We start from the raw sequence: 14,561 nt of genomic DNA, 5'->3' as shown, positions 1-14,561 counted from the left end.
GCGGCAAAGATTCCCGAATAGCTCAGTCGGTTAGAGCATCTGACTGTTAATCAGAGGGTCGCTGGTTCGAGCCCAGCTTCGGGAGCATCAAGTAAAGCACTTAGCAGCAATGTTAGGTGCTTTTTTTCTACCCAAAATTTGTAAAGATATTCTAATTAAACCGGGGCAATCACGGCTTTATTTTGTTTCTTACCTCGTTACAATTTTGTTCAATTGTTTGGCAGATTTCGTTAATTGTTACAGAGGTTTTATTTTCAGAGAAGGGTTCTCCAAACAAGTTGGCCAGTTTATTGATAGTCAGAAAAGCTGAACTGATAATAACCATAATCGGAATGGCCAGCAACTCAAATCCACTATTTTCTCCACCCAGGTCAATGTCTCCTATAAATACCGGAATCAGTACCACATAAAAGCTGACAATAATCCTTGTAAAAGCACTATAAATCATTAAAAATGGCGTATTCCTGATTCTCTCAGCTTTCCCCTGAATCTCATAAAACCGGTTAATGTGTTGCATTAAATCGCCTTTTTCTACGTTTGCTTTTTCAGAAAAACGGGCTTCAATACTTACTGCCAGTGCAACCAGTATTTCATTTGAAATTTTATTTCCTGTATCAACCTTAAACTCATCAAGTATTTGTTTTGATTCCGCGCTAAAGATTGGCTTGAAATTATGATGCATTTCATTCTTTAACTGCCGGATATACAAGACCGCCATGTCAATCAATTTCGCTGCCTGAAGAGTACCGTCAGTTCTGGCGGTTTCGCGCAGATTCTCAGGATTCCCAAAATAAATGTATATTTTTGTAACAAAACTTCGGGTGTTGTTGGTCAACTCACCAAAAATCTTTCTCGCTTCCCACCACCTGTCATAGGCCGAATTCATTCTGAATCCCAAGAAAAACGCCACGGCCAATCCAAATACAGAACCGATTTGCCCCGAAATTTTGTAAATATGGTCTCCAAAATATTCTTCAATAACAAGCACCAAAATTGCATACACCGTTGTAAGCACAATAAATGGCGAAGCGATTTTCAACAATTGAAGTAGGCCATCCTTTTCAGTTTTTATCATTTTACCTGCCCGGCTTGTTTACTTTTCTGTTATTTATCTTCAGCTGGTTGTTGGTAACCTTTTCTTATTTCAGTATGACGTATTTCTCCGCCTGTTGTTCCGGTTTGTCTGCCAAAGTATATTACTATTAAAGCCAGCACCAAAGCGCCATTTGACACCATTGAAGCAAAGCTCTTACCCTTAAAGCTAGCCCATAGACCCAAAACCGACAAGCCACCCAAAACATAGGCGAGCAAGGCAAAGGATTCTGCTATTTCCTCATGGCTCTTAATGTCATTTTCTGTCACCCCGCTAATTTTCTCTGCCACTTCTTCTGCGCCTTCACCGGTTGCCATTGCCGCCATGGCAGCAAATGCGCCCAGAACAAAAATCATCAGACCTGTACGTTTAACAGCCTCAGATTTAGAAATAATGCCCGTTATCAATACTATTATACCAACAATAGGGAAAACTATTGGTAAATGATTGACTACTAAATGCCAGTGTGCTCCGTTCATAATACAAATGTTTAAGTGTTACACATTAACGCCAAAAAGATATCCAACAAAAGCAGAGAGCGCCATGGCAATGGTACCCCACACCGTAATGCGCAAAATAGCCTTGGCAATACCAGACCCGCCCGTTTTTGCTGCGGTTGCCCCAAGTAAAACCAGAAAAACAATAGTAAATCCGTAAAGCCAGTATTCCATGCCCTTTACAGGCGCAAATAGGATAACCAGCAATGGTAATACGCCACCAACACAAAAAGAAGCGCCAGAAGCCAATGCAGCCTGTATAGGATTAGCCTGACTGATTTCGTTAATGCCTAACTCATCTCTCATGTGTGTACCCAAAGCATCTTTTTCGGTTAGTTCAATAGCAACCTGCATGGCTGTTTCTTTTTTCAGGCCTCGTCTTTCATAAATCTGAGCCAGAATTTTCAATTCCTCTTCTGGCATTTCGGCCAGTTCCTGCTTTTCTCTTTCTATATCAGCTTTTTCTGTGTCTGTCTGAGAACTAACCGATACATACTCGCCTGCTGCCATAGACAATGCACCGGCAACTAACCCTGCAACAGTGGCCAATACGATGGGCTCTCTGGTTATACTTGCGGCTGAAACACCAATAGCAAGGCTCGAAATAGATATAATGCCATCATTAGCACCCAAAACCGCTGCTCTTAACCAGTTGCTACGGTGTATGTAATGGCTGTCTAAGTAATTGTCAATGGTTACCATAATTGTCTTAAATTTAAGCGGCAGAGGAATAAACACCCTAATGAATAAAGAACAAAGCTAGTTTATTCTTTATATGAAAAAACACAAGAGCAAAGAAAATCAACGAAAGATACTACAAACCTGATTTAAGGTACTGAAAAACGTCAGAACCTGTTAATAGTAAACCTGTAGAAGAAGCGTTTATAACATTATACGGATATCTGGTTTGAAAGATGCTGGTTGTAACTTTCAATTATTTTTAGCAGATTGCCCTTGGTGAGCGGTTTATTTACATACAGTCTGACGTCTTTGTTTTGTTCTGCCCGCCGCTTGTCTGCAGGGTCTATTGACGACGTAAGCATAACAATAAAAACACCCTTTCTCAACTTTTCATCAATTGTACAGTAATTTTCAAGAAAGGCCCACCCATCCATAACAGGCATATTGATATCAAGCAAGACCAACCCTGGCAACAATCTGTTTTCTAGGCCTTCAAATGCGCCTTTGCCTGTCAGGTAGTCAAGTGCCTCTTGCCCAGACATTACCACTTCAACCGGGTATGCCAGTTCGCAGTTTTTTATTAACTTCTGATGCATAAAGTTGATAATCTTGTCATCATCAACCAGCAAAACACATCGTTTTTGTTCATTTTTTTCTATATTGTTCATCATGGCTAGAACTTAATAAAGTTTTCAACTTACTATTTCAAACTGAAATAATCACTCTGTTTTATCTTCCGTCTACTTTAAAAAGTCAAAAAAAATTAAGCAGTTTACTATATCTGTCTTCTGTTGTGTTATTTAATTTCAATTGTCAGCAACAGCTGTTTTCATATCAGTCAGGTCTCTTGTTACCTTTGTAAACCCAATTACTTCATGTTTATCATCATGTATGGCTGTAATAACCACGCTTCCCCAAAACCGTGACCCATCTTTACGTACGCGCCAGCCTTCATCTTTCACAAACCCTTTATCTATGGCCTGGTTTAATAAATATTGCGGACGTTCCGCCTGCCGGTCTTCGGGGGTGTAAAACGTTGAGAAATGCCTACCAATTATATCAATGGCTTTATAGCCCTTTATTTTTGCAGCCCCGGTGTTCCAGTTTTCTATCTTTCCGTCTCTGTCGAGCAAAATTATGGCATAGTCTTCAATCTCTTCTACCATTTTATTAAACCTTACCATTCTCAGGTCTTTTTCAGGAATGGTTTCATTCACAATTGCCGAAATTTTTTTATCCAGAATGCTCGTTGCTTCCTGAATCATTTCTATCCATTCCTTGTCAACTGTCTGGTAACCCTCTTTAATCAGATTCACCAAACCCATAATAGTAGTGAGAGGATGCCTTACCTCGTGCGACTGAATCTGGGCAATTTTAAGCAGTGATTTATTCCTTTGCTCAATTTCAGCAATTTTATAATTTAGAATCCTGTTGCTCAATTCAAGCTCCATCAGGTTCGTTATCTGTTTGGCCAATAAAGCCAAAGTCTTTTGCTGGGTTGCATTTAAAGAGTTGGGCTTCAGGTCGTACAAACAGAGAGAACCCACCACCAGATTATTACTTAATATAAGCGGTGCGCCTGCGTAGAATCTCACAAATGGTTCAGAATAAACCAAAGGATTATTGTTTAAACGGCTATCATTGGTGGTGTCTTGTACAATCTGCATCTGGCTTGAATCAACAACCAAATTACAGAATGCAGTTTCACGGGGCATTACTTCAGCGTTATAACCAGACCTAACCTTTAGCCAGTTAGACTTCTCATCCAATAAGGATATCATAGAAACGGGAACCTCACATAATTCAGCAACCAAATCAACTATTTCCTGATAATCTTTTTGTTTGTCAAACTCAATTTCTAGCAATTGATGTACGGCTTCAACCCTTCTTTTTTCCAGTAAACTTTTATCAATCATTGTCAAATAAATTGAAATCAGAAACTCAAAATACTTTCAATACATCTGAGCGGATTTTAGACTTTAACAATAAGTTAATTATAAGAAGTCACATGATGTTTTAAGGATCAAAGCAAAAATTGCACCATATAATAAATATTATGCTATTTTTTTAGAATATCAGCTGAGTTTATTAATCCACTAAATACCCGGATTAAGAACATGATTAATTGCAATTATATAAAATTTTAGAAATACTTACAAACGAATAGTAAAATCAAATTCGGTACTAGAAATTTTACCTTTAGTAGCTCAATGCCCGTGTTAATCTTTTAATTCTCCACAAACCTGCTGCTTTTTTTAGAGCAAAAACCTCATTTTAAATATTTAACATACCGTTAAATGCACTCTGTTAAACCCCAGGGCATTTGAACAGGCAAAGTACACTATCCTTGATTTTTTATAACGCCTGCCCGTTTTAACGGCTGGTCTTAAAATGAATTAAGTTAAAATAATCTATCTTTTAAATGCAACACTGTTGCATTTAAAAGATAGATTATTTACATTTGCAACAATATTGCAAAAACAGATTTACGATGAAGAAATTACCCGTTACTGTTTTATCTGGCTTTTTAGGCGCCGGTAAAACTACCCTGCTTAACCATATATTGCACAATAAAGAAGGGCTAAAAGTAGCCGTTATTGTGAACGACATGAGCGAAGTAAACATTGATGCACAACTGGTTGAAAAAGAAAACACGTTGTCGCGCACTGAAGAAAGACTGGTGGAGATGTCGAACGGATGTATCTGTTGTACCCTGCGTGAAGATTTAATGATAGAAGTTGAAAAACTGGCCAAAGAAAAACGTTTTGATTACCTGCTCATAGAATCGACGGGTATTTCAGAGCCGGTTCCGGTAGCGCAGACCTTCAGTTTTGTTGACGAACAGAACGGCATTAATTTGTCTGACTGGGCTTATATTGATTGCATGGTAACAGTAGTTGATGCCTTCAATTTTGGTAAAGATTTCGGGTCGGCCGATACAGTAACCACCAGGAATATGAATGAAAATGAACCTGACCACCGAACCATTGTTAACCTGCTGACAGACCAGATAGAATTTGCGGATGTAATAATTCTGAACAAGACAGACCTCATTACGCCTTATCAGCTGGGCGAGCTAAAAGCAGTTATACATTCGCTCAATCCGGGGGCAAAAATCATTCAATCGGCGTTTAGCAAAGTAAATCCCGGCGAAATCATCAATACCGGTTTGTTTGATTATGACAAAGCGGAGGCATCTGCCGGATGGATTCAGGAACTTGAAAACCGGAAAAACGGCAAGGACCACGTGCCCGAAACTGAAGAGTACGGTATCAGCAGTTTTGTTTTCAGAGATAAGCGCCCATTTCACCCTGAACGATTCTGGAACTACCTTTCAGACAACTGGCACGCGGGTATTATCCGTTCGAAGGGTTTATTCTGGATTGCATCACGCCCCGACGAAGCTCTTAACTGGAGCCAGGCCGGTGGCTCGCTCCGTGCCGAAAGTGCGGGAGTTTGGTGGGCAAGTATGCCCTTTAAACAGCGGATACGCTATGCCTCTTTTGTACATAACCAGTCTGTAATTGAAAGCCGCTGGGATAAGCGTTTCGGCGACAGACAAAACGAACTGGTTTTTATAGGGCAGGATTTGAACAGAGGCCTGATAGAGGCCGAGCTGGAATTTTGCCTTTGCACTGAAGAAGAAATACAGCAGATGGAAAAGGGTAGCAGATTCAAAGACCCATTTCCGTTATTTAACTAATACTGAATTAATTGATGCAACAGCCCGGGCCTATGGTTCGGGTTGTTTTTTTTTGCCTTTACTGGGCGGCAGTTGCCAATGTATGCCGCTTATCGTTTATTCAATTGGTAAAATAAAAAAATTTGCTGGTGGTTATTCATATTCTATTCATTTTGTGTAATATTGTCTATACATTTTGTGTAGCAAGTAAAATAAGTGCATAAACAGGTTCTTTTAAGAAAAAAAACATGAAACCCATTCAGTTTGAATTGTTTGAACCCGCAGATACAAAAGAAAAGCGCAGCAAACTGGGCCATGCGCACATTGCTTATCAGCAGGCATCGTCAATACTTACCGAAGGCAAAGGCGCTTTAAAGAGCTTCGACTACACCCTAAACCCCTACTCGGGTTGCTCATTTGCCTGCAGCTACTGCTATGCCGCATTCTTTACGCGGTCGGAGGAAGAACAAAATAACTGGGGATATTGGGTAAGAGTAAAAGAAAATGCGTTGCAGCTTCTTATGAAACACAGAAAAGCGCCCATGATAAACAAATCAATTTACATGAGCAGCGCCACAGACCCCTACCAACCGCTTGAAAGAGAACTGGAGCTTACCCGAAGCCTGGTGCAAGAGCTTGTAAAGTATCATAAAGTGCGGTTGGTGGTGCAAACCCGCAGCCCCCTGGTAACGCGCGATATAGACCTTTTTAAGCAATTTGAGTCAATTCAGGTAAATATGAGTATCACAACCGACAGCGAAGAGGTCCGCAAGACCTTTGAGCCGGTGTGTTCGTCAATCAATGCTCGTTTAAAAGCTATCAAAGAGGTGCAGGAGGCAGGCATCAATACCTGTATTTCGTTATCGCCCCTGCTTCCAGTTGAAAACGCAACAACATTTGCGCAAAGGTTACTTGAAACCGGCGCAAAGAAATACTATATCCAGGGGTTTCATTTCAGCAAAACCAAATTTGTATCAGGCACAAGAGAAGAAGCGCTTAAACTGATACAGAAAACTGACTGGAGCGACCGCAAATTCAATGAGACACTAGAAACATTAAGAGCGCACCTGCCCAATCTTAAGCCACTATAAGCGGTATGGTAAAGTTCTACCTAATGTGTTCGAGTAGCTGTTTTTCTAAAAACCCAGTTGATTTGACGTCTCTTAAACAACTGCCGCCACGGTTATACCACGCTGCCAGGTCTGTCAACATCACCATTAAAGTGGTGACGTTTTCTTCTTTTTTTAGCTTAAAAACCAGCTTACCCCATATAGCAGTTGGCCTCTGGCAGTCATTTCTGAACGACCTGATGGTTTCGCAACCCACAATAGCAATGGCGCTTGGCAACTCTGGGGTACCATCCGGATTCTCGAATGAGTACGTAGTTACTTCATAGGGGTCTGAAAGAATAACACCGCTCTTTTTATCCGTTAGTTTCAGGCTGATCCTGTGGTCTCTGCAATAAGCAATTACCTTATTCCATACCTCGTCGGGTGTTTTATTAATGTTTACTGTATATTCACTGGGGTAATTGCCTTTCAGCGGGCGGGTAAGTGTAACTCTACAACCACAAAAAACAACTGGTATAAACAGTAGAACCCATACTTTTTTCATAACAGCAAACGAAGGAGGTTTATTTTTTATTGGATACGCAATCAGGCAAAAATAATGCATTACAACAAATAAAAGTAAAAGCCTAAGATATTATTTATTTTAATCGGCCAAAGGCCTGCTTTTATGCAGTATTACCGCTTTACTTTTCAGTTTTTAATAATCCTTATTATTTCTACTTTTGCAATTAGCCACTTTTATAAACTATTGAGGCCTCTTTAACCTATTCCGAGCCAAATATCATGCAAAGTCTTGTTTCGTTTTGGAAGCATCATCCGGTTGCCGACCAGAAGGCCGAAACGCTGGCGCAAAGCACGCTTGAGTTTCAACAAAAATTTAATTGCGATTTTATAAAAATTACCCCGGCCGGTAGCTGGCAGGCTGTATGCCACGGTGTAGAAGACATCTGGAATGGCGACTACCTGGGTAGACGCATTATTACCAAAACCATAATTAACAGCCCGCAGGACTGGCTCCGGCTTCCTGATTTCTCCCAAACAAAACCCCAGTTGCTGCAAGAAATAGCAGGCGCCTGCCGCCAGGTTTACAATAAAACCACCAATGGCACACCAGTTGTTTCTACGGTTTTCTGTCCGGTTTCTCAGGCCGTGCAAATGGCCGGGCTGCCTGTCTTTCTGCAGCATGTAGCAACAAACCCGGATGAGGTACAGGCAGGTCTGGAAAGAATTACCCAAAACACCCTCTATGTAATTAATGAACTGATTGCGGCGGGTTCTAAAGGAATTTATTTTGTTACCCAGCACATGCGCAATGGCGCTTTGCCTAAAGAAACCTATAAACTATTCGGTGAGCCTTATGATACCCAATGCCTCAATGCCTGTAAAGACCTTCAGTTCAGTTTTTTTCATATTCATGGCGAAGATGTTTACTTTTCACTGAGCAATATACCTGCCAATTGTTACATTCATTACGAATACAGTACCCAGACCCACATTGATGAAACATGGAAGCAACCATTAGCAAACCGCTTATTATGTGGGCTGCCTGCATCAGAAATGGCACTATGCCAAACAGAAAGCGAAATGCTGCAACTCATTAATGAAAAAAGTACTGGCGATATAGTTACCTGCGGCTGCGTTTTGCCGCTTGATTTCGCCGATGAAAGCATCAGACAATGGATGGCCGTTGCCAAAACAATAAAAAGTTTATGAGCTTAGATTTCCAGGGCCCGGAAGATGTACAGTTCAGGAAATTTGAACAAACCTGGCTAGACTTACCAGTTTTCAAAATCTTTGAAGAAGTTGTAAGAAGGAATCCTGATAAAATTGCGCTTCAATCAGATGCTGCTCAGTTAAGCTATCGGGCAACCTACCAGTTAGCTTGTACGCTTGCAGGGGTTATCAAAGGCCAAAGCACCCAAAAAGAGCCCATTGGCATCGCCTTGCCTAATGATGTGTTTTTTCCGGTGGCCATGCTGGCCGCATTGGCGGCGGGTTGTGGGTATGTACCACTTGATATAGACCTGCCTGAAGCCCGCAACCGTCTGATTATAGAACAATCAGGGGTAAAATCTGTCATTACTTTAGCTGAACTGGCAGATTCTTATCGGGCATTCCATCCAATCTGTATGGATGCGCTTACGGCAAAAACCGAAGAAACGTTTGTATGCACGGCCAAGGCAGAAGACCTGGCATATATTATTTACACTTCCGGTTCTACAGGTGTACCCAAAGGGGTGTATCAGAACCAGCGAAATCTGCTGCACGATGTAATGCAATATACCAACTCTGTGCATCTGAACGAAAACGACCGCCTGACGCTGCTGTATTCGCCAAGTGTAAACGGAGCCATCAGAGACATTTACGGCGCTTTACTGAACGGCACCACCCTGATTATCAAAAACCTGAAAAAAGGTGGCTTGTATGATTTGAGCCAATTCATCCGTCAGGAAGGCATCACGGTTTACCACTCCATCCCCAATATTTTCAGAACTTTTCTGAAACTGAATCCGGCACAGGATGACCTTTCCTCGGTTCGGCTGATTTATCTGGCAGGAGACCGTATTTATAATGCCGATGTAGCATTGTACAAGTCATTTTTTGGTGCTGACTGCCTGCTTTACGTAGGCATTGGCGCTACCGAAATTGCTACCATTTACAGGCAGTGGTTTATTAATCATCAGACGGTTATCGGTCAGGAACTTATACCACTTGGGTATTCTGTTGAGGACAGAAAAATGCTGTTGGTTGGTGAAGGCAATACACCCGTACCTGATGGAGAACCCGGAGAAATAACCGTTAGCAGCCCTTACATATCGTTGGGGTACTGGAAAAATGCTGATCAAACCAGAACATCATTCAGCACAGATCCCACCCATCCGGAAATAAGAACTTACAGAACCGGAGACCTGGGAAGAATTAATCAGGACGGATTGCTTGAATTTATTGGTCGCAAGGATAACCAGGTTAAAATAAACGGATACCGAGTTGAATTGAGCGAAATTGAAGGGGCATTAATGAAACACCCCGCCATTGACCGTTGCGGTGTGATAGTACACACCCAAAGCCAGCACAATGCGCTGTTTGCTTTTTTTATCAGCAAAACTATTCTCGCCGAACCGATACTGAAAGAATGGCTGGCAGAGCAATTACCCGCATATATGATTCCTCAAAGGTGTATTCAGGTTAATGATCTACCCACATTGCATAATTTTAAAAACGACAGCAAAGCGCTGAAAGCATTGGCTGAAAAATATGCAACACAAGCTAGTGAAACGGATGCATCCGGCACCAATGAAGATTTTCTGTACCAAACGCTTAAACAAACCTGGTGTAAAATTCTGGACAAAAAATCGTTCGATAACGATGTTTCGTGGAAGAATGCAGGTGGTGATTCGGTAAATGCCGTTAACTTTCTGGTGCAGTTAGAGTCTGATTTAAATACTAACCTACCCACCGACTGGATTCATGGAGCTATGACACCCGGCGAGATTTATGGTATTTTAAAGGCGATGGATATTCAGATAAAAGACAAATCTGTTTATCGTATTTATGTTTTTCCGGCGGTTATCGGAATAACGGAAAGCACAAGGGTATTTCTCAATAATTTGTCTGAACACGTAAGCATCAATATCATAAGCTATCCTGATTTTTCATTGTTAGCTGCCAGAGACCGCAACTGGGACTACGCCATTAAGAAAATATTTGAGCAGATGCCTGACTACAACCAACCCAATGTGGGGTATCTGGGTATTTGTACCGGGGGGCTTTTAATGAATAAAATCATCACCGCCCGACAGCTGCAAAACTATCTTTACCTGGGAGTCGTAGAAGGCTTGCCAAAAATGAATACGGTGTTCCCCAAAGACAGTTTCTTTAAAAGAACAAAAGATTTTCTGGAAAGGGGCGATTTTATACAGTATGGTTTAAGAATGGTGTATGTTCGCTCAGCACTGGCAAGAAAACTGGTTTATGGGCTGGAAGAGCGCCTGAATATCAAAATCTTTATTCCATCGCTTTTATGGTACCATTATTACCAACTGGAGGCAAGCCCGATAGATGCTCCTTTATGGTATTATGGCTGTGATGGCTCTTACTACGACCCAAGTGGCTCGCCCTGGAAACCCTATTTTAGCGAAATACATACCATCAGCCTGATTGGCGGGCATTTAGATATGCTGGATGAACATAATGCCCCCGTTGTTATCAAACATCTGGTAGAAACCATTTATAAAACCAGCCCGAAAATTGAACAAGCGCATTGAAGCCCCCTTTTTACCCGCCCGACTACAAGGTTTCGTAACGTTCTTTTATGATATTCAAATGCCAGCGCTGGTGCCCAACCATAATAAACCCAATGGCCAGCACAGAGTATGTACCTCTGAATGATAACCCTGAACGGAGCAGCATCTCGTCGGTAAATGATTTGAAAAGCATAATAGAAGTTTCTCTCACCAACTTAAACTCGGTTAGCAGGTCATCAAAGCTGCGCTCATTGGCTATCGTATTTCTTGCATATTCTTCTTCGTCAAAAGACGGCATCCGGGCGGTTTCTCCACGTGCAAAGCATAAGGCACGGCAGGCAAAAATCCTTTCAGTGTCTATCATGTGTTGCAGAATATCTCTGATTGTCCATTTGCCGGGCGCATACACCTTGTCGCCAATGCTTTTCCATAAGTCTATGGGAAGATTATCGAGTTCATCCCGGCTGGTCTCCAGGGCTTCGTTCAATTCCACATCATCGGCCAGATGAATGTATCTGTCAAAAAACTCGGGCATTGGGTAAATTTCAGCTTTTGTCATTTTTTGTATGTGATTGATTCCTTTAAAATACTATTATAGCTTTCGGGTATAATCAGAAAAACAATTTTTGTAGCAGCCATAAAACCTTCATTACAGCAGCAAAATTATGCCAAAGAATTGGAATGAAACAGACAAGTTGCTGACATTTTGAGCCAGAAAGAAAAATGCCATTTTAGAAACCCATAGTTTACTTACATTAACCTACTTTATAGACTGATGAATAAGCTCATAAAAACCCTGACGATAACTATCTGAAATCGGAATAAGGGTGTTTTGTATCCTGATTCGGTCTTTTTCAATTGAATCTATTTTGTCAATAGCAACCATATACGACTTATGCACGCGACAGACAATGGCAGGCGGTATGTCCTGTTCAAAATCAGTAAAAGTCTGTAAGGTCATAATCTTTCTGGTTTTGGTATGAATCTGCCTGTAATCTCCTTTGCCTTCTATAAACAATAGCTCATCGAACATAATTTTTTCAAGCCTGTATTCAGTTTTAACAAAGATAAACTTTATGGGTTGAGGCGGCTCCTGCTTTGTAAAATATTCCTGCACACGTTCAACGGCCTGCACAAAGCGCTCAAAAGTAAAAGGTTTCAAGAGGTAGTCAGACACTTTCAGGTCGAAGCCCTTAATGGCGTATTCATGGTAGGCTGTGGTCAAAATTACACGGCTTTTTAGATTAGCGGTTTCCAGTAGACGTATCCCCGAAAAATCGCCCAGATTAATATCCAGAAACAAGAGGTCAACCGATTGCGATTTCAGAAAAACCAGTGCATCAAGGGCATTGTCAAACATACCCGACAAATGCAAAAATGGCAGTTTTTTCACATAATTTTGCAACCGCTCTGCGGCCAGTGGCTCGTCTTCAACTATTATACAGCTAATCTTCATAAATACTCAATTCCAATTTTACAGAATAAATATCGGTGGTTTTATTGATTGCCAGGGTATGCCTGCCGGGATACAGCAATTCCAGCCTTTTACTGATTAACTCATTACCCAAGCCCCCGTACTCCTGCTTCAGCCCGGAAACTGAGTACCTGTTTTCGCAATCAAAAATCAGTGCCTGTTCCTTTACCTCAATACTGATTCTGATTACATTTTCATTTTTCTTATTGTCGGCATGTTTAAATGCATTCTCAATAAAAGGCAGCAGAATCATCGGTGATATTTCAACCTGGTCTGCCCTACCCGCAACCCTGAAAATGACATAATTCGGGTTGGCAGTTCTTATCCTCTGCAAGTCAATATACTGCTCAATGTTAATCAGTTCTCTGCTCAGCAAAATCCTTTCGGTCTTGGTTTCGTAAAGCATAAAGCGCATAATGCCCGACAACTTATTGAGGTATAATGAGGCCTGGCCGGCATTTTTGGTTATGAGTACGTCTATATTATTAAGGGTATTGAACAAAAAATGCGGGCTTATCTGAGACTTTATCAGGGCAAGCTCCATCTCAAAGTGCTTGCGTGTCAGTTCTTCTTTCCATTTCAGTTCGGCATACCACCTGATAAACCCTCTGGTCAGCAGCCCCATTCCGCCGTTGAGAATAGCAATTATTGTGATCACGGTTAGTATCGTAACTATGGCCACGTAGTTTTCGCTAAAAACCCCGGGTCCTATTTTATAGTTGTGCAAAACAGACATAACCGCAGCACTAAAAAAGCTGATACCAATGGCCGCCAGAATACCCGTTACAAAGAGAAGCAGGATATTCCGGCGTATCAGAAATTTATCAAACAACAGGTGATAAAAGACATAAAAGCCCAAAATGGCAGGCAATAAGGTAAAAGATGCCATAAAAACAGTAAAAGAGAAATCGGTAAAAAGTGGTATGGTTTTCATTTTTGCGCCCACCTGCAAGCACAAAATAATGATAAACAACAGGAAAAGATACAATATCCAATAGCCTGCGTGTAAAGCCATTACCACTATTTTTTTCATTGGCTCAGCCTTTTTCTTTTTTTGAAATATACAGTAAATATCCCAACAAAGTAAACCCAATAAAATATCCTAATGCCCAGTAATGAAAATTTACCTGTGGAGGCCTGGGGCTGCCCTGGTTACCGCCCGAAAACAGGTAATATTGCGTGTAAGTATATGGTATGGTATAACCGTATTTCCATTGCAGACCAATTAAGGCTGTCAGCAATAGACCTATACCCACACTAAAAGGCACCAGAAAATTTTTAAACTGCAAACTTACCAGATACTGAATGGCCACAATAGGCAGGCAGTCAAGAAAATAAAAGGAGGTGTTCTCAAGCATGGTAAGCAATGGAAAGTCATGCTTGAAAAAATCGGTATTGCCACGAACTAAAGAAGGAATAAGCGCCGACAGATAAATACCAATATTGAAGAGCACAAAAAACTGCAAGAGCATTACAATTATTACTGCAAACTTGCTGAAGAAAACGGTTGTGTAGCTCTGCGGAGTGGTGTGTAGTTGTTTCCAGGTATTGTTTCTGAACTCCAGCTGGGTTATCAGGCTTGTAGAAAGAATAACACCCATGGGCAGCAAAAATATGGCCATAAACTGCCAGCTGCGTCTTTGCAGCACATCCCAGAAAACCGGCGTTTTGGCCTCTGCCAGAAAATCTGCAGGATAAAACAACCCTCTGCACGTAAAAATGAGCGGAATAAAGAATGCCCCCACAAATACCAGCCAAAACGCCAGCGTACCTTTCTTTTTGAGCCATTCGCTCTGAAAACTATGTATAAATATTTGCAT

14 protein-coding genes and 1 tRNA gene are annotated in these 14,561 nt (G+C 41.2%); 5 read left to right on the top strand and 10 right to left on the bottom strand.

Annotation, left to right across the window (positions count from 1 at the left end; genetic code table 11):
- Positions 1-11 precede the first annotated feature (11 nt).
- Positions 12-85, top strand: a tRNA-Asn gene (locus NZ848_RS16520).
- Between the two features lie 84 nt (positions 86-169).
- Here the strand turns inward: NZ848_RS16520 and NZ848_RS16515 are convergent.
- The 5 genes from NZ848_RS16515 to NZ848_RS16495 all read right to left on the bottom strand — a co-directional run bounded on the left by NZ848_RS16515 (position 170) and on the right by NZ848_RS16495 (position 4,187).
- Entirely contained in the window at positions 170-1,075 is a 906-nt protein-coding gene (locus NZ848_RS16515; protein WP_259016438.1) for a bestrophin family protein, read from the bottom strand.
- A 29-nt stretch (positions 1,076-1,104) separates the two neighbouring features.
- Positions 1,105-1,572, bottom strand: a complete 468-nt coding sequence (locus NZ848_RS16510) for a hypothetical protein (RefSeq protein ID WP_259016437.1) — start codon at positions 1,570-1,572, stop codon at positions 1,105-1,107.
- Between the two features lie 18 nt (positions 1,573-1,590).
- On the bottom strand, positions 1,591-2,292 hold the full coding sequence (locus tag NZ848_RS16505; RefSeq protein ID WP_253527115.1) for a VIT1/CCC1 transporter family protein: 702 nt from the start codon (positions 2,290-2,292) through the stop codon (positions 1,591-1,593).
- Positions 2,293-2,480: 188 nt separating this feature from the next.
- Positions 2,481-2,939, bottom strand: coding sequence for a response regulator (locus tag NZ848_RS16500; protein ID WP_259016436.1), 459 nt, complete (start codon positions 2,937-2,939; stop codon positions 2,481-2,483).
- A 138-nt stretch (positions 2,940-3,077) separates the two neighbouring features.
- The gene (locus tag NZ848_RS16495; protein ID WP_259016435.1) at positions 3,078-4,187 is read right to left on the bottom strand and encodes a PAS domain S-box protein; all 1,110 of its coding nucleotides are present in this window, start codon (positions 4,185-4,187) and stop codon (positions 3,078-3,080) included.
- A 575-nt stretch (positions 4,188-4,762) separates the two neighbouring features.
- Between NZ848_RS16495 and NZ848_RS16490 the strand changes: the two genes are divergently transcribed.
- Together NZ848_RS16490 and NZ848_RS16485 are read left to right on the top strand one after the other, a co-directional pair.
- Positions 4,763-5,974 (top strand): GTP-binding protein, encoded by a 1,212-nt coding sequence (locus NZ848_RS16490; protein WP_259016434.1) that lies wholly within the window; start codon positions 4,763-4,765, stop codon positions 5,972-5,974.
- A 227-nt stretch (positions 5,975-6,201) separates the two neighbouring features.
- On the top strand, positions 6,202-7,044 hold the full coding sequence (locus tag NZ848_RS16485) for an SPL family radical SAM protein (protein ID WP_259016433.1): 843 nt from the start codon (positions 6,202-6,204) through the stop codon (positions 7,042-7,044).
- 16 nt (positions 7,045-7,060) lie between these two features.
- Here the strand turns inward: NZ848_RS16485 and NZ848_RS16480 are convergent, their stop codons facing one another.
- On the bottom strand, positions 7,061-7,567 hold the full coding sequence (locus NZ848_RS16480) for a hypothetical protein (protein WP_259016432.1): 507 nt from the start codon (positions 7,565-7,567) through the stop codon (positions 7,061-7,063).
- Between the two features lie 239 nt (positions 7,568-7,806).
- Here NZ848_RS16480 and NZ848_RS16475 point away from each other — a divergent pair, with 239 nt between their 5' ends.
- Positions 7,807-8,736, top strand: a complete 930-nt coding sequence (locus NZ848_RS16475) for a uroporphyrinogen decarboxylase family protein (RefSeq protein ID WP_259016431.1) — start codon at positions 7,807-7,809, stop codon at positions 8,734-8,736.
- Complete coding sequence (locus tag NZ848_RS16470; protein WP_259016430.1) at positions 8,733-11,288, top strand: non-ribosomal peptide synthetase; 2,556 nt, start codon at positions 8,733-8,735, stop codon at positions 11,286-11,288. The genes NZ848_RS16475 and NZ848_RS16470 overlap by 4 nt, the downstream gene beginning before the upstream one ends.
- A 22-nt stretch (positions 11,289-11,310) precedes the next feature.
- On the opposite strand, the gene NZ848_RS16465 is transcribed toward NZ848_RS16470, so the two are convergent.
- From NZ848_RS16465 to NZ848_RS16450, 4 genes are all read right to left on the bottom strand, one after another.
- Entirely contained in the window at positions 11,311-11,826 is a 516-nt protein-coding gene (locus NZ848_RS16465) for a DinB family protein (protein ID WP_259016429.1), read from the bottom strand.
- Positions 11,827-12,027: 201 nt separating this feature from the next.
- The gene (locus tag NZ848_RS16460) at positions 12,028-12,723 is read right to left on the bottom strand and encodes a LytR/AlgR family response regulator transcription factor (RefSeq protein WP_259016428.1); all 696 of its coding nucleotides are present in this window, start codon (positions 12,721-12,723) and stop codon (positions 12,028-12,030) included.
- On the bottom strand, positions 12,713-13,774 hold the full coding sequence (locus NZ848_RS16455) for a sensor histidine kinase (RefSeq protein WP_259016427.1): 1,062 nt from the start codon (positions 13,772-13,774) through the stop codon (positions 12,713-12,715). The genes NZ848_RS16460 and NZ848_RS16455 overlap by 11 nt, the downstream gene beginning before the upstream one ends.
- 4 nt (positions 13,775-13,778) lie before the next feature.
- Positions 13,779-14,561 (bottom strand): ABC transporter permease, encoded by a 783-nt coding sequence (locus NZ848_RS16450; protein ID WP_259016426.1) that lies wholly within the window; start codon positions 14,559-14,561, stop codon positions 13,779-13,781.

It is taken from the genome of Emticicia fluvialis (genome assembly GCF_024793945.1).
GTDB classification, from domain to species: domain Bacteria; phylum Bacteroidota; class Bacteroidia; order Cytophagales; family Spirosomataceae; genus Emticicia; species Emticicia fluvialis.
The sequence above is the reverse complement of the archived record's forward strand: the minus strand, read 5'-3'. Positions and strand labels throughout refer to the sequence as shown.